General features: G+C 65.8%; 13 protein-coding genes and 1 pseudogene. 2 read left to right on the top strand and 12 right to left on the bottom strand.

Going from position 1 to position 15,005, the window contains the following annotated elements:
• Positions 1–9 precede the first annotated feature (9 nt).
• Positions 10–1,506: a leucyl aminopeptidase gene (locus ACOCMM_RS06160; protein WP_419552310.1), complete on the bottom strand. Its 1,497-nt coding sequence runs from the start codon at positions 1,504–1,506 to the stop codon at positions 10–12.
• Between the two features lie 110 nt (positions 1,507–1,616).
• Positions 1,617–2,498, bottom strand: a complete 882-nt coding sequence (locus ACOCMM_RS06155) for a biotin--[acetyl-CoA-carboxylase] ligase (RefSeq protein WP_419552309.1) — start codon at positions 2,496–2,498, stop codon at positions 1,617–1,619.
• Positions 2,499–2,591: 93 nt separating this feature from the next.
• Between ACOCMM_RS06155 and ACOCMM_RS06150 the strand changes: the two genes are divergently transcribed.
• Positions 2,592–4,364 carry an acetyl/propionyl/methylcrotonyl-CoA carboxylase subunit alpha gene (locus tag ACOCMM_RS06150; RefSeq protein ID WP_419552308.1) on the top strand — a complete coding sequence of 591 codons (1,773 nt, stop codon included), beginning with the start codon at positions 2,592–2,594 and terminating at the stop codon, positions 4,362–4,364.
• Here the strand turns inward: ACOCMM_RS06150 and ACOCMM_RS06145 are convergent.
• From ACOCMM_RS06145 to ACOCMM_RS06125, 5 genes are all read right to left on the bottom strand, one after another.
• The gene (locus ACOCMM_RS06145) at positions 4,354–5,367 is read right to left on the bottom strand and encodes a glycosyltransferase family 2 protein (RefSeq protein WP_419552307.1); all 1,014 of its coding nucleotides are present in this window, start codon (positions 5,365–5,367) and stop codon (positions 4,354–4,356) included. The two genes, ACOCMM_RS06150 and ACOCMM_RS06145, sit on opposite strands and share 11 nt — an antisense overlap.
• A gap of 196 nt (positions 5,368–5,563) precedes the next feature.
• Positions 5,564–6,364 carry an ABC transporter permease gene (locus ACOCMM_RS06140; RefSeq protein ID WP_419552306.1) on the bottom strand — a complete coding sequence of 267 codons (801 nt, stop codon included), beginning with the start codon at positions 6,362–6,364 and terminating at the stop codon, positions 5,564–5,566.
• A complete protein-coding gene (locus ACOCMM_RS06135) occupies positions 6,361–7,392 on the bottom strand; it encodes an ABC transporter ATP-binding protein (RefSeq protein ID WP_419552305.1) in 1,032 nt (343 codons plus the stop codon). Before ACOCMM_RS06135 ends, ACOCMM_RS06140 begins: the two co-directional genes overlap by 4 nt.
• Positions 7,392–8,339: an ABC transporter permease gene (locus tag ACOCMM_RS06130; RefSeq protein WP_419552304.1), complete on the bottom strand. Its 948-nt coding sequence runs from the start codon at positions 8,337–8,339 to the stop codon at positions 7,392–7,394. Before ACOCMM_RS06130 ends, ACOCMM_RS06135 begins: the two co-directional genes overlap by 1 nt.
• Positions 8,336–9,289: an ABC transporter ATP-binding protein gene (locus tag ACOCMM_RS06125; protein WP_419552303.1), complete on the bottom strand. Its 954-nt coding sequence runs from the start codon at positions 9,287–9,289 to the stop codon at positions 8,336–8,338. Before ACOCMM_RS06125 ends, ACOCMM_RS06130 begins: the two co-directional genes overlap by 4 nt.
• Before the next feature lie 94 nt (positions 9,290–9,383).
• Between ACOCMM_RS06125 and ACOCMM_RS06120 the strand changes: the two genes are divergently transcribed.
• The gene (locus tag ACOCMM_RS06120) at positions 9,384–10,208 is read left to right on the top strand and encodes an enoyl-CoA hydratase/isomerase family protein (RefSeq protein WP_419552302.1); all 825 of its coding nucleotides are present in this window, start codon (positions 9,384–9,386) and stop codon (positions 10,206–10,208) included.
• Between the two features lie 31 nt (positions 10,209–10,239).
• Here the strand turns inward: ACOCMM_RS06120 and ACOCMM_RS06115 are convergent, their stop codons facing one another.
• The 5 genes and pseudogenes from ACOCMM_RS06115 to ACOCMM_RS06095 all read right to left on the bottom strand — a co-directional run bounded on the left by ACOCMM_RS06115 (position 10,240) and on the right by ACOCMM_RS06095 (position 14,933).
• Positions 10,240–10,857 (bottom strand): hypothetical protein, encoded by a 618-nt coding sequence (locus tag ACOCMM_RS06115; protein WP_419552301.1) that lies wholly within the window; start codon positions 10,855–10,857, stop codon positions 10,240–10,242.
• 396 nt (positions 10,858–11,253) lie between these two features.
• Positions 11,254–11,553: pseudogene (locus tag ACOCMM_RS06110) on the bottom strand (transposase); the annotation flags it as partial.
• A gap of 27 nt (positions 11,554–11,580) precedes the next feature.
• On the bottom strand, positions 11,581–12,432 hold the full coding sequence (locus tag ACOCMM_RS06105; protein WP_419552300.1) for a hypothetical protein: 852 nt from the start codon (positions 12,430–12,432) through the stop codon (positions 11,581–11,583).
• A 12-nt stretch (positions 12,433–12,444) separates the two neighbouring features.
• Complete coding sequence (locus tag ACOCMM_RS06100; RefSeq protein ID WP_419552299.1) at positions 12,445–13,395, bottom strand: BsuBI/PstI family type II restriction endonuclease; 951 nt, start codon at positions 13,393–13,395, stop codon at positions 12,445–12,447.
• Entirely contained in the window at positions 13,392–14,933 is a 1,542-nt protein-coding gene (locus ACOCMM_RS06095) for an Eco57I restriction-modification methylase domain-containing protein (RefSeq protein ID WP_419552298.1), read from the bottom strand. Before ACOCMM_RS06095 ends, ACOCMM_RS06100 begins: the two co-directional genes overlap by 4 nt.
• Between the last annotated feature and the right edge of the window lie 72 nt (positions 14,934–15,005).

Raw genomic sequence — 15,005 nt, 5'->3', positions numbered from 1 at the left:
GGCACCCGATTACCAATTGCACACCAGTTCGACCAGCGTGCGCACGCCAAAGCCGGTCGCACCCTTGGACAGCTCGCCAGCATCGGCATCGGTTCGCACTGGACCGGCAATGTCGAGATGCACCCAGGGGGTCTCGCCGACGAACTCCGACAGGAAGATGCCGGCGACAAGCGTGCCCCCGTAGCGGCCCTTGCCGATGTTGCGCAGGTCGGCAATCGGAGAGTCGAGTTGCTCGCGATACTCCGGCGGCAGCGGCAGGTGCCAGAGAGGTTCTCCTGCGGCGCGGGCTGCTGCCTCGGCCCGTTCGATCGCCGCCGAGTCATTGCCCATGAGTCCCGCGTACTTGTCGCCCAACGCCACGAGGCAGGCACCCGTCAACGTGGCGAGATCTACCACGAGGTCAGGCTCCTCTTCGACGGCCAGCGAGAGGCCGTCCGCGAGGACGAGCCGGCCCTCGGCGTCCGTGTTCAGCACCTCGACCGTCTTGCCGTTGCGGATGCGCAGCACGTCGCCGGGCTTGGTGGCCGTGGGTCCGGGTTGATTGTCCGTGCAGCAGCAGATACCGGTGACCGCGACGTCGGGTGCCAATCGAGCGATGGCGCTCATCGCCCCGATGACTGCGGCGGCGCCGCCCATGTCCACCTTCATCCACTCCATGCCTTCGAAGGACTTGAGGTTGAGCCCGCCGGTATCGAAAGTGATGCCTTTTCCGACGAGATGCACAACCGCACGTGGAGTGGCCGCCGGCTGCCATCGCATGCGGATGAGGGCGGGGGGCTCTGTCGAGCCAGCGTTGACACCGAGCAGCCCGCCGCATCGTTCTGCTGCGAGCCGTTCGCGGTCCCATACCTCGACCGACGCCGTGCCCGCTGCGGGATCGCCCTCTGCCGCAGCTGCTTCGATTACATCCACTGCGGCAGAGGCGAGGCCGCTCGCGGTGAGCGCCCCGGCCGGCTGGTTCACGAGGTCACGGGCCAGTGCGATCCCGCCGGCCACGGCAGCGGCACGTGCAATGGCTGCTGCCACATCGGTGCCATCGGGCGCCGCGAGCGCTACCCGCTCGAGCGCAGCCGGCGCCGGCGGGTCGCCCTTGTGCTCGTTGAACCCGTAGGACGCCAGCAGCATGCCTTCGACGACTGCGCCGAGAGCGACATCGGCGCCAACGTCGTCAGACGCTGCAGCCGCCAGCGCCGAGGTCAATGAGTCCAGCTTCGAGGCGGCACGCCACAACGAAGCCGACGCCTTGCGGATGTCTGCCGTGGTCAGATCCCCTGAACCCAGCCCGACTGCAATCGGCAGCATGTCGTCTGCAGTATCGGACGCGCCGGCCATGAGCGCCGTGCTGCCCACGGAGCCGTCGAATCCGCTGGCGGCCAAGTAGTTGGGCGTCGCACCCAGCGTGTCCAGGGCATCGCTGCGCACCGGCCGGTCGCTGGCGGCCGTGGGCGGCCCAGCAGCAGGGTCGGTGACAACCTCGAATTCGTCGGTCGATATGGTCAGCGGCACGGCATCCTCGCTCTGTTGGTGTTGACGCGGCGTTAGCGGGCGCGGTCCCGCAGCGCGGTTCTACCCGACGCCGAGTCCGGGCACAGAAGAGTTTCGCCCAGCCTCGACCACTACTGGGCCGACCGCAGATGCACGACATCGCCGACGGCCACAGTGTGGGCAGCGCCGGCGTCATCGGTGACCAACAATCGCCCTTGGGCATCGAGGTCAGTCGCGAGTCCTTCGAGGACACGCGACATCGTCGTGGCATCAAGCGAGATGCGAACTCGACGGCCGAGCGTGGCCGAATTCTGCCGCGCTTCTTCCAGCACTTTGGTTGTCCCGGTGGCGTCGCTGGCACCTTCGCCGCTGTGGCAGAGGCGCCCGTATCGAGCTTCGAGTCCCGCAAGCACCCGGCGCGCCAGCAGAGTTCGGTCCACTGGAACACCAGATTCCAGGTTGAGGCTGGTCGCGATGCCGTCCAGTTCTGCGGGCACCTCCGGCCACCCGGTGTTGAGGCCCATGCCCACAACAAGTGCCGTGATCTGTCCTTGGGTGCTGATGGACTCAGCCAGGATGCCGGCGAGCTTGCGGTCTTGACGAGTTGTGCCAAGGCCCGCATCGCCAGCGATCACAAGGTCGTTGGGCCACTTCAGCTGGGGTCGAATGCCGCTCGTCTGCTCGCATGCGTCGGCTGCAGCAAGCGCGACTGCGAGCGTCACCAAGGCCGCACGAGCAGGAGGCAGCGGACCCGCTGGCGGTCGCAGCAGCACGGACATCATCAACGAGCTGCCCGGCGGCGCCGTCCACCTGCGACCACGGCGACCGCGACCGGCGGTCTGGCGGTCCGCAATCAGCACGACCCCTTCGGGTGCGCCGCGTCGGGCCCGATCGAGCAGTTCGGTATTGGTGGAGCCGATCTCGTCGTGCCACTCGACATCGGTGAAGCGGGTGCCGTCGACACTGCTGAAGTGCGGTGAGTCGAACTGCCCCGGATCCTGCTCGGCAGGCACGCAGCGACAGTATCGGTAGCGAACAGGAGCGGAGAGCAATAACGTCGCCGATCGATGTTCTGCCTATCCGCGCGGCCTGTTAGGACCTGATTCGTGTTCAGCAAGCTCCTCATCGCCAACCGGGGCGAGATCGCTGTGCGTGTCATCCGGACCTGCCGCGAGCTGGGCATCTCATCGGTCGCCGTCTACAGCGAACTGGACCGCGACGCCATGCATGTGCGGCTCGCGGATGAGGCGTTCGCCCTCGGCGGCCGGACGGCAGCCGAGAGCTACCTCAACACCGAAGCAATCCTGGACGTGATCTCCCGCAGCGGGGCTGACGCAGTCCATCCCGGCTACGGCTTCTACTCCGAAAACGCCGACTTCGCGCGGGCCATCACCTCCCGGGGTGTGACCTTCGTGGGACCGCCACCGGAAGCCATCGAGGTGATGGGCGACAAGATCTCGGCGCGCCTCGCTGCCCAACGGTCCGGGGTCGCCGGCGTTCCGGGCACCACCGAAGTGATCACCTCGACCGACGAGGTCGCTGCTTTTGGGGCAACCCATGGCTACCCCATCGCCATCAAGGCGGCTTACGGCGGCGGCGGCCGCGGCATGAAGGTCGTTGGCGGGCCTGACGAGATCGAAGCCGCGCTGGAGTCTGCGCAGCGCGAGGCCGAGGCGTTCTTCGGGCGCGGCGAGTGCTACATGGAGCGCTACCTCACCTGGCCGCGCCACATCGAGGTGCAGATCATCGCCGACCATCACGGCAACGCCGTCTGGCTGGGCGAGCGCGACTGCTCCGCTCAGCGCCGGCACCAGAAGCTGGTTGAAGAAAGTCCCGCGCCGCTTCTCGATGACGCCGTTCGCAAGGCGATGGGAGACGCAGCGGTGGCGGTTGCCCGCGGCTGCGACTACACGAACGCAGGCACCGTCGAATTTCTCTATCAAGACGGCGAGTTCTTCTACTTGGAAATGAACACCCGGCTGCAGGTGGAGCACCCGGTAACGGAGATGGTGACCGGCGTCGATCTGGTCCGCGAACAGATCCGGGTGGCCGCCGGCGAGCGGCTGTCGTTCACGCAGTCGGAGGTGACCTCGGTCGGGCACGCCATCGAGGCGCGTATCAACGCCGAGGATCCCGCGGGCGGGCGATTCCTGCCCTCACCCGGGTCGCTGACGTCACTGCGTGTGCCCGACGGTTTCGGCGTTCGCTGGGACGGCGGGTACGAGGCAGGCGACACCATCAGCCAGTACTACGACAACCTCATCGGCAAGCTCATCGTGTGGGGCTCGGACCGCCCGACAGCAATCGCTCGCATGCAGCGGGCGCTGGGCGAATTGAGCATCGGCGGCGTTGCGACAACTGTTGCCGCCCACACCGTGATCATGGCGTCGGAAGATTTCCGGGCCGGCACCCACAGCACCAGATGGGTTGAGGAACAACTCGACCTGAGTGGTGTGAGCGGCAAGGCCGACGCCGAGCCCCCCGTCGGGTCTGGTGGCACATCCGACAGCGACGACATGCCGCGCGTGCGGCGCGACGTCGTCGTCGAGGTCGATGGCAAGCGATTCTCGGTGAGCGCATGGGTGCCCGAGGCAGCCTCGTCCGGCGCTGCAACTGCTTCGGCGCGCCCGAGGCGCGCGAGCAGCGCCGCCTCAGCCGGCACCGGTACGGGTCAGGTGACCGTCCCGATGCAAGGCACCATCGTCGAGATCCTTGTTGAGGTCGGCCAAGAGGTCACCAGCGGCGACGGCGTGGTCGTGCTCGAAGCCATGAAGATGGAGAACAGCATCAACGCGGACCGCTCCGGAACCGTCACCGAGATCAAGGTCGCGCCGGGCGACACCGTGGGCGCCGGCGACGTGGTGGTCGTTATCTCGTAGCTGCGGAGCCCCCTGGCGCGGCGGGTGGGGAAGAACTCTCCTCCGCCACCCGCTTGTCACTAGTAAGGGTGCCGACGTCGAGCTCGATGGCACGCACCCGGCGCAGCGTTCGCTCGGCAATCACCCGGTTGGCTCGCAGCAGGTCCGCTAGGACACCGAGCATCAGCAACTGCATCGCCACCAGCAACGCAACCGCGCCGATGATGAGCGACTGCACGTGGCCCGAACCGTCTGAGGTCACCAGGAACCATCCGAAGCGGGCGAACAGCAAGACGCCGACCGCCGCGAACCCCGCAGCCAACACGGCAAAAACCCGCAGTGGCTCGTGCATGGCGTACACGCGGACGATGGTGCCCGCGGCCCTGCGCACGTACTGCCGCTTGGATTTGAAAAGGCGGGACGGGCGGGTGGTGGGATTCACCCGAACCGGCACATCGGTGACGGCCAAGTCCGACTTGCCGGCCTGGATCACCGTCTCGAGCGTGTACGTGAAGCGCGACACCACGTTCGCTGCGAGCGCCGCCTCCCGGTTGTAGGCACGGAATCCGGAGGTGACGTCGGCCACATCGGTGGCCGAGGCCTGGCGCACGGTCCACGAGCCGAGTCGTTGCAGCCGCTTCTTGAGCGGTGAGAACTCAGGGTGATTGCGGATGTCCCGTGAGCCGATGACCAGGTCGGCCCGACCCGCGACGATCGGTTCGGTGAGCCGGCTGATGTCTCCCGCGTTGTACTGGTTGTCGCCGTCGGTGTTGACGATGACGTCGGCACCCATGCGCAGCGCTGCGTCGACGCCGCTGGCGAAGGCCACCGCGAGCCCCTTGTTCTGCGTCAGGCTCACGACTGCGTCGGCGCCATGAGTCCATGCCACGTCGACCGTGTCATCGGTTGAGCCGTCGTCGATGACCAGCCACAGCACTTCGCTGAAGCCCTCCACTTGGCGTGGCAGCGCGCTCAGGGTCTCACCTAGCGTCTCTGCCTCATCGAGACAGGGGATCTGGATCACCAAGCGCACCCGCACATTGTGTCGGGTCAACCCGACACTGGGGGAACTCGGGCTCTGAGAGGCCGCGCGGATAGTCGACGTCTCGGAAAGTTGCTGTCACGCTTTCTTTGTGCAATTTTGCCGTCTGTGGCGGCATTTCTGCGCAAAGTCCAAGCCGTCGGGGCTGCCGGGCATCGCCGCCTATCCGCTGAGGCACTTAGTCCACGTTGATATGCCTGAGGCGCAACGCGGCGAGACCGAGGCTCGCGACCGACACGCAGGCGAGCACCACGATGGCCGTGACCCCACGGTTGGGATCGAAACCCAGGTCGACGTCGGCGATCTGGGCGAGCACCGAACGGGCATAGCCGCGCAGCGAGAGCCGCGCAGCGAACTCGCCGAGACCCACAGCGAGTCCCTCCCACAGCAATACGTAGGCGATCCCCCACAGCACCGCCTTGCGGAACAGCAGCCCGACGAGCACGAACAAGCACGAATACGCCACCGTCCCCAGCGCCGCCGCAGCCAAGATCCCGACTGCAAGGTCTCCCGACCCTGCAGCGCCGCCTGATGCCAGCCAGCCCCCCAGCACCGTCGGTGCAACGCACAGCGGCAGCGCCGCCGTCATGGCGACCGCGGCCGCGGCGGCTGCCACAGGCGCGCGACCCATCGGACGCAGCCACAAGTACACGAGCGTGCCGTCATCGCGGGCATCACCCAGCGAGGCCGCGGCGAACACCAACGACACGATCGGGACGATCACGATCAAGCCGAACGCATCGGCGTAGCCCGCCCCGTCACGCAACATCTCCGCTGCGCTGAGGTCCCGGTCAGCCGCAGCGATCCCCGCGACCCAGCCGACCACGATCATGATTGCTCCGAGAGCGGCGAGTGCCGCGAGCCGGCCGGCCGTCACGATCTGGCGGATCAGGACTCGGTAGCACAGCACGGTCGCCCGTACGGATCCGACACGACGGCGTTGCACGGTCGTCTGCCCCGTGTCGATGGCTTCGCTCATCGTCGTTCCACCAGGTAGCGGAATACCGATTCGAGGTCCTCGTCCAGCGGTATGACGCGTCGCAGACGGGTGCCGAGGCCCTTCGCCAATGGCGCGATCTCACGCCCGAGCCGATCCACCTCCAGCGTGTCTGCCACCACCACGTCGCCGTCGATGCGCACGCCCACGACGGTGCCCGAGCTGACAAGCGCAGCGGCGAGAGCACGAGGCTGGTCTGCTTCGATGCTGATGCGGTGCGGGCGATCGTCCATCAGCTCCCGGAGATCGCGGTAGTCGCCGCTCGCCACCAGACGGCCTTGGGCGATCACCAGGATGCGTGACCCCAGGCGAGCGACCTCTTCGAGCACATGCGAGGACACGAGCACGCAGCGTCCCTGCGCGCCCAAGCCCTCGAGCAGTTCGATCATGCGACGTCGCTGGACTGGATCGAGGCCGTTGAGCGGCTCGTCCAAGATCAGCACCTCAGGATCGTGGACGAGTGCGGCAGCCAACTTGGTGCGCTGGCGCATGCCCTTGGAATAGCCCGACACCGGCCGATGATCGTCCGGGTCGAGTTCGACAACTCCCAGTGCATGGCGTCCGGCAGCTCTCGGGTCAGCCACGCCCTGGGTTGCCGCGGCAATGCTCACGAAGTCGAGTGCGTCGAGCCGGTCGAAGAGGGCGTCCTGCTGGGGCGAGAGACCGATGCGGCCTCGCACGTCGCGATCTCCCCGGGCGTCGGCTCCCAGCACTCGCACCGTTCCACGCGATGGCGGGGTGAGCCCGCACATCATGCGAAAGAGCGTCGACTTGCCCGCACCGTTGGGACCGAGCAGCGCGGTGACGCCGGCGCGAACCGTGAACGTCACGTCCGACACGGCCACCACGTCACCGAAGAACTTCGACACTCCATGCACCTCGACCATGCCGGAGGGCGTGGCGTCATTCGGGGAGTCCGTCGAGGGGTCAGCGGATCCGCTGCAGGGCGAGGGCCGTCCGGTCGTCGAATCGGGTTCGGGTGCAGGCACCGGATGGGGGCGCGCGTTCATCAGCTCCCCTCGATCCGCCGGTAGCGCCACCAAACCACTGCCGCGCCTGCTGCGACCCAAGCCGCGTTCACCGCCACGACGAAGATCGTCGACAGCTCGCTGAGGCGCTGGCCCTGCGACGCTTCACCCGCCCCCAACGGGGTCGGCGGACCGACGCCGTAGATGCGGTCCTTCAGCGCCGCACCGATTTCGCCGAGGTTGAACGCGTACAACCGGGCGTCGAGCTCGGCGGTTTCGACGAGCACGCTGGTGACGAGATTGCTGCCCAGCAAGAGCAGGACGACGCCGATCACTGCGAAGGCGCGCCGGTCGGTGAGGCTCGAAATGGCCAGGCTGGCCGCGGTGATGGTGGCGGCGATGGCGATGCCGGAACCCAAGATGCGCACGAGCACGATCAGCCAGTCCCCCAGCCCATCAGGACCCGATCCCTCCACGGTGTAGGCAATGAGCAGGAACAGCAGCGGCCCGATGGTGATGACCGCCAACGTGACGGCCACCGCGGCCGACTTCGAGACGAGATAGCTCCACAGCCGCAGCGGCGTCGACAAGTACAGCGGCAGCATCCCGTTGCGGCGGTCGGCGACCAGGATCTCCGGCACCACGATGCCGCAGTAGAAGAACAGCGCCGCCTCAATCAAGCCGTAGTACTGGTGGTAGTCGGGCAGGATCTGCTCGGAGATCATGTCGACGTCGATCACGGTGGCGATGCCGACGAACACAATGGCAGGAACCAGTGCGATCACCACAGCCAGCCACGGCAGGAACTTGTGGCGCGCCGGTCGCCCGAATCCCAGCGTGAACCTGAATGACGACCCGACGACGGCGCGCATCGCGCCGGCAAGTCCGCGGCGGGGGCCGTTGTAGGGCCGGTAGCGCTGGTCGAGAATCTGTGCAGCGTCGTCGGCGGCTTCGGTCGCCATCGTGCGGGCGTCGTTCATGTCGTTCATATGGCTGACGCTTCGAACAGGTCGGCCAAGGTGCGGCGGCGGGTCTCGAGACGCCGGATACGCGCTCCTGCTTCCGCTACCGCGTCGCGAGCCCGGTCGCACAGCTCGTCGCGGTCAACGCCTCCCAGCCGCAGCGTGGTGCCCGAGCGCTCCACCTCGATGCCGGCACCGAGCAGCATGCTTACGACCGCGTCCACCGATCCCGAGGGCACGGCAATGTCGACGAGTTCCAAGGTGACGCCCTCGCCGTCGCCGTCGCCGATCAGCTCGGCGATCGGCCCTTCGGCGACCAGGCGACCCGCGTCGAGTGCCACGATGTGGTCGCAGACCCGTTCGACCTCCTCGAGCAGGTGCGACGACAGCACGACGCTCACCGAGTGCTCGTTGCTGATCTCGCCGATCAGGGTCAGCATGTCGCTGCGCTGCGTTGGGTCGAGCCCGGACGTCGGCTCGTCGAGCAGCACCAGTTGCGGATCTGACGCCATGGCTTGTGCCAGCTTGACCCGCTGGCGCTGACCGGTGGACATCGTGCCGAGCGTGCGTGTGCGCTCCTCGCCCAAGCCGACCAGCCACAGGCTGTCCGAGGCACGGGTGCGCGCCTCGCTACGAGGCAGGCCACGCACCTGCGACAGGTGACGCACGAAGTCCACGGCGCGCATCTCGTCGGGTAGCACGTCACGTTCGGGAGCGAACCCCACTTTCGCCCGTAAGGCCGCACCCTGGCTGCGTGGATCCAGTCCCAGCACCGTCGCCGAGCCCGAGGTCGGGATGCGCAGGCCGAGCAGGGCGTTGAGCAAGGTGGTCTTGCCCGCGCCGTTCGCGCCCACCAGCCCGGTGACTCCGGGTCGCATGCGCACGTCCAGCGTGTCAAGCGCCACGGTCGACCCGAAGCGTTGCGTGAGCGCCGATGTCTCGACGATCACCGCATTGTCATCGGTGCCGCCGCTCACCTGCTCAACGTACCTGCCGTGCTTCGAACTGACCGGTCAATGGGGGAGGCCGCTGAAATCGTCCCGGCGCAGCGGGTGCGCTAGAACGACTCGCATGACCGATCCTTCTTACAGGGGCCCTGTGCCTGACACCTCGGACCCCGACGCGGCTGCCACGTACCAACTCGGCGGGCACATCGCCACCATCACCTACAACCGGCCCGAGGCCATGAACGCCATCAACGGCGACATGCGCCAGTGCCTGAATGCGGCGTGGATGGAGTTCTATAACGACCCCGACGCCTGGGTGGCGATCATGACCGGCACCGGGCGGGCGTTCTGTGCCGGTGCCGACCTGCGCGACCCGACCCGGGGCTCGGCGGGATCGTGGTCGGGGTCGTACTTCGAGGTCCCGACCGTCAACAGCCTCGAGAGTGGTCTTGAACTGTTCAAGCCCGTCATTGCGGCCGTCAACGGTGCATGCATCGGCTACGGGCTAACAGGGGCACTGGTGGCGGACTTCCTAATCGCGTCGGACCGCGCCGTATTCGGCATGCCCGAGGTGAAGATCGGCGTGCCGACCATCGTGGGATCGATGCGGATGCCGCACAAGATCGGCTGGGCGAACGCCATGGAGATCCTGCTGACGGGCGACAACATCGACGCCGAACGCGCCCGCGAGATGGGCCTGGCATGGAAGGTCGTGCCGCACGACACGCTCATGGACGAAGCACGTTCGCTGGCGGCGCGCCTGTGCCAGGGAGCGCCGCTGGCAGTACGGGCCGTCAAGGAAGTGGCGTGGCGAAGCCAGCGGATGGGCTGGACCGAGGCCCTGCGCATGGGCGAGTCGATTCGCAGGATCGTGGGCGACAGCGACGATGCCAAAGAGGGCGGACGTGCCTTCGCGGAGAAGCGCCCGCCCGAATGGACCGGCGCCTGAGGTGAGTCTTGCTAAGGCCTGTTGAGAAAGGTCAAGGCGATGGACTTCGCGCTATGTACTTTGGTCGGCCCGCAGGGAACAACAGAGGCTCTGTAAGTGACTCCAACCATTGACGCCGCTCGGGAGGCAGATTCGCAATAGCCCTCTCTGCTTGGGCCAGTTCCTCATCGGGGATCTTCTCCAAGCCAGCAGAGAAGGCGTTGCTGAATTCAGCAGCCATGACGGCCAAGCCGAGATCATGGATCATGCGCAAAGCAACCCACGCTGTGGCGTACGCGATTTCAAGCCATTGTTGGGTGATTTCTAGCCGTTGTCCTTCTTCGCCGTTGATCGGCTTGAAGATGCCCCATAGGTACTCGCCCTCGAGCTTGGCGTGGGCAACGCAGTTTCGGTTGGCGACGCTCTGCTTGATCCATTGAAGCCCCTCGTCAAGTTGAACGAATTCGTTGATACCGAGAGAGCGGTACCATCGTTCGCACTTGGTCCTCAGTTGACCAGCAGTCAGCAGTGTCCAGTCTTCGTCGGTGAACATCGGCAACGTGTTCCGCAACATGCTCTCCAAGCCGTATTGGATTCTCCAGAATCTGCCGACCATCTCCCACACGGGTTCGAGTGGCTCCCAGCCCGGTGCCTGCTCTGCTTGCTTCACCAGCCAAATGCTACGACTGCGTTGGAGGTGCGATGCGGCTGCCGTTGTCGTCTCGCCGTTCCTTGCCAGTGCGCCCATGCGTGGCTCTCGACTGCTGCAGCGATGACGGAACGACTGCCAGCCACGTGCTCCGCAGATGGCTTCTGCTTGGATGGCGCCGGGTATCGGCTGTACGTCGATGCTCGACGGGGTGCTTGTGCAGCAAGCAGATCAATTATCTCGTGCACGCGCGCAATGCCGCGTAGCCGGCGATCTCAAAGGCGTGCTGGGCGGCATCGCACGCGTCAACGTCGTATTCCACATCGTCTCCGATGCCGAACTGCCGCTCGTCAAACTTGCAAACTGCCCGCACTTCGGTCTGGGCTTCGTCCTCGGTGTCCCGCGCGTCCGGGCACGAGTCGTCGCCCCCTGCACGATCTCGTTCGCCCGACGCAGCTCGCGGTTCTCCTGGCGCAACCGTCGTAGCTCCTCGCTCTCCGCCGAGCTCAGCCCTGCACGGACGCCTGCGTCGATCTCGGCCTGAGCCACCCACTTGCGGACCGATTCCACGCCGTAGCCGAGCTGCGGAGCCACACGCGTTACCGTCCCCGCCGAGGCGCCCAGCTCCTCTCGCAGCGCCAGCACCATCGGCACAGCGTGCTCCCGTTGCTCAGCCGAGTACCGACGAGACGTCGCCGCAGGACTAACGCGGGACATCGAGCCAGAAGCTCGAAACGCCATCCACTAACCGGCGAGAGTGACGCGAGCCACGAGGTCGGTGCCGAAGCCGGTAAGGATCGCTAGGTAGAGCAGCCCGGTGGCGGCCATGACGGCCGCGTACTGGCGTTCGCGCAGCGCAGCCATGGCTAGCGATGCGAGCGCCACCGTGGTGATGGCGCACGCGGCCCAGAACCAGCCCAGCAGCCCGCCATAGCCATCATCGATGCTGCCGGTGAGCACAGCCATCATTCCCGTGGGCAGCAACAGCAGCCCCACTTCGACGGGCCAGATCCCGCCAAGATGGCGCACCAGTTCCCGCAGCGGTTCCCGCCGCAGTCCCGGCTGCACGAGGTACCAGTGACCCAGCAGCATCGAATCGCTGACGGCACCCAGGAACGCAGCGCCGACGACAACGCGCGCGAGGTGCAGAACCGGGTTGATGTCTCCGCTGGCGCCGAGTCCCGCAGCCACCACGCCCACCACGCCGGCGAGCGGTGCCGCAAGATCCCAGCGCGAGTCGAAGACCTCGATCGTCCTCCGCGGGGAGGACTCAGCTGGTGCTGCACCGTCGCTGTCGATGCTTCCGGCTGGCTCACGGGGGCCCGCTGGGGACACGTTGGGCAGTGCCGAGCGCACGAGCGTCGCGCCTGCGCAGAGCGCCATCGCGATGCAGGCGAAGTCGCGCACCGCGTTCAGCTGGAACACGAAGCCGGCGACGGCTGCAATGACTGCGATCACCCCATACAGCGAGCGCAACAGCCACCCGTAGCCCAGCCCGACTTCGCGTCGCCGAGTGGTCACCCACAGGTACGCCAGGCCCCCGGTGGCCCACTGGCAAAGCACCGTTGCCACATCGACGGGTGCACCCTCACCCACAGGGGGCCAATCTCAGTCGTAGGGACCCAAGAACTTGGATCCGTCGAAGTGAATGAGATGGTCAGGCGATTCGGCAATCCAAACTTCGGTTTCCCACGCGATGTCTGCGACGTATTGACGGAAGGTCGCTCGATCTGAGAACGCCGTGACGTAGACGAGTCCGAGACGCGGCGATTGCAAGAGCTGGTCCAACTCGGCTCGGCGCTTCGGATCGATGGGTCCGTGAGATGTCACGGCCTCGACAACGACGAGCCACGACTCGTCCACATGCTCGACGATGACATCGGGCATCTTGCCGTGATGGGGAACGCTGATACGAGCTCGCATGAATGCGTTTTCGTCGTAGACCGCGAACTTCTCATCGGCATCGCCGATGTACCAAACGGCTCCTCCGGGCGTGAATCTTGGGCAGAACCCTTGGATGATCTCCCTAATGAGCGGGTTCTGACCTCCTGGCGAGAGATCGACGGAGGTGCCATCAGGCAAACGCACCGGAATGCGACGCAGCCGGCGCTGGCGCTCAAGCTGGTCGGCGAGCGTCCCTACCCGCTCGAGATAGGTGGCCAGGCGTTCTGACCAAGCGTCGGTGCCGTAGGCCTTGGCCAGCGTCCAGGCAATGCCGTTGACCTGGTAGACGGTCTTGCCGCTGTTGGTGGGGCGGTCGGGATCGTCGGGGTTCTTTGTAGCCAAACCGGCGGCGCAGAACTGGTGAATTGTCTGCCGTCGAACCGTCTCGCGGGTATTGGGCGCATAGTCCTTGCCGTAGTGGACACGCATGAACTTCATCATCTCGGTGATGCCCCGCAGCGGGGTGCCCGCCGCCGCCCATGGCATGTCGGGCTTCACGTCAAGAAGCGCGAGAAAGGCAAGTGCAGAGCGCTCGTTGCTCTGCGCAGGAGGGAATCCGAGTTCCTTGAGAATCCACTGCGCCTCGGAGATGCGCTGGGTGATCTGGTGGTTCACCGCACACCTTCGAGAGCCGGGACGTGGCGTTCCACCAGCAAGTCCGTGGCTGCCTGCTCGAAATTAGCTGAGCGTGCCTCGGCACCCAAGGCCAGGAGGGACTGAACGTCCGGATACCGAAGCGACTCCAAGTCGGCAGCGTTCACTTGTGTATGCCCGTTGAACTGCCGGAAGAACAGGTCGACAATCGTCGAGTTGAGGTAGGCCGCCAATCCCCATGCGAGATAGCGTTCCATGCCTCGGTTCGAGACGTGCAGCACGTTGACGTGATTCTCCATGGCGACGACATCGCTCGGCAGATCCAAGGATTCCAGCACGGCCGCGACTACCCGTCGGCGTTCCTCTTTCGATGAGAAACGTTTGACCAGCACGTACTCACCCGAAGGCAGGAACATGCCTTTGGTTGCCGGCGTTACCGCAATCGCGCACGGCTTGGAGTTGGACTCACCCGGCCAGTTGATCCTGCCTCGCCGCAAGTGTCCGGGGTAGATCAACGGGATCGCGTCGCCGTCGCCGTCGCAGTCTTCACGCAGGTGCTCCCGCGACCGAAAGTCCACCACCCGGCCTGTCGAGGCTGTGACACCCAATCCTGCCAGCGTCTGCGGGAGGCCTCCTACGTGCTCCGCCAGCACGACGCTCGCGGGGTCCTCGGGTATGCGAATAAAGAGCCGTGGATCCTTCGGGTGGACGACCGAGTCGGCGCTGACTTCATGCCGGCGAGGTTCGTCGAGACCCGAACCCGAACTGACGGCGATCTGCACCGGGGGGCGCTGAGCGGACCGAACGATCCTGAAGATGATGTTCTCTTGCAGCACCGCGCCGTCGCGAAATGCGGTGTCGCGGGATTCGAAGACGTGGATGTCCCGTAGCACACAATCGTCCAGCAGGGCCTGCCGGAATGGCCTGAAATACGACCCGTTGCAGAAACTCCTCGGGGTGATCGCGACCAGCTGGCCACCGGGAACGAGCAAGCGGCTAGCAAGCCAGACAAAGGCCGAATACAGGTTGCTCGTACGAACACCAAGACGTCGAAGCCGCTCATGAGTCGCCGAAGCTGTGCGCAGCTTGCCGTATGGCGGGTTCATGATGACGAGATCGAACGGCAGACGTTCTCGCTGGAACATCTCTGGCGCTGCCTGGGCCGCAGCCCATGTCAAAAAATCCGAATGCTCGACACGACCCTGAACTGAGGGCATTACATCGCAGCAGTCACTGAGGGTCGCTTCGAGACCTTCCAGCAGGCGATCGTCGACTTCCAGGGCTGTTACGTCCAGCAAGCAGTGCCATCCCTCGCTGGCTGCGCGTTCAACTAGTGCAGCCGAGAGCGAACCGACGCCGGCACCGGGGTCCAGGACGCGTACCCGTCCCTCCGGCGGTTCGAACATGTCGGCCAACAGTCTCGCTATGGGGGCAGGAGTGAAGTACTGCCCAAGCTCCGAACGACATTCCGCAGTCAGTCCCTCAGCCTGCGCGATGCGGCGTTGCTCGGCACGCGTCAACGGTCCAGCCGCAAGCAGATCATCGGCAACTGCCGCCACACGGCCTCACCAAACAAGTCGAGTTCGAAACCTGTCGGCAGCATAGGTAAGTCCAGGGTTCGCTACGCGGAA

The organism is Candidatus Poriferisodalis sp. (genome assembly GCF_965198245.1).
Taxonomy (GTDB): domain Bacteria; phylum Actinomycetota; class Acidimicrobiia; order Acidimicrobiales; family Poriferisodalaceae; genus Poriferisodalis.
Note: the sequence above shows the minus strand (reverse complement) of the source record. Positions and strands in the feature narration are given on the sequence as shown.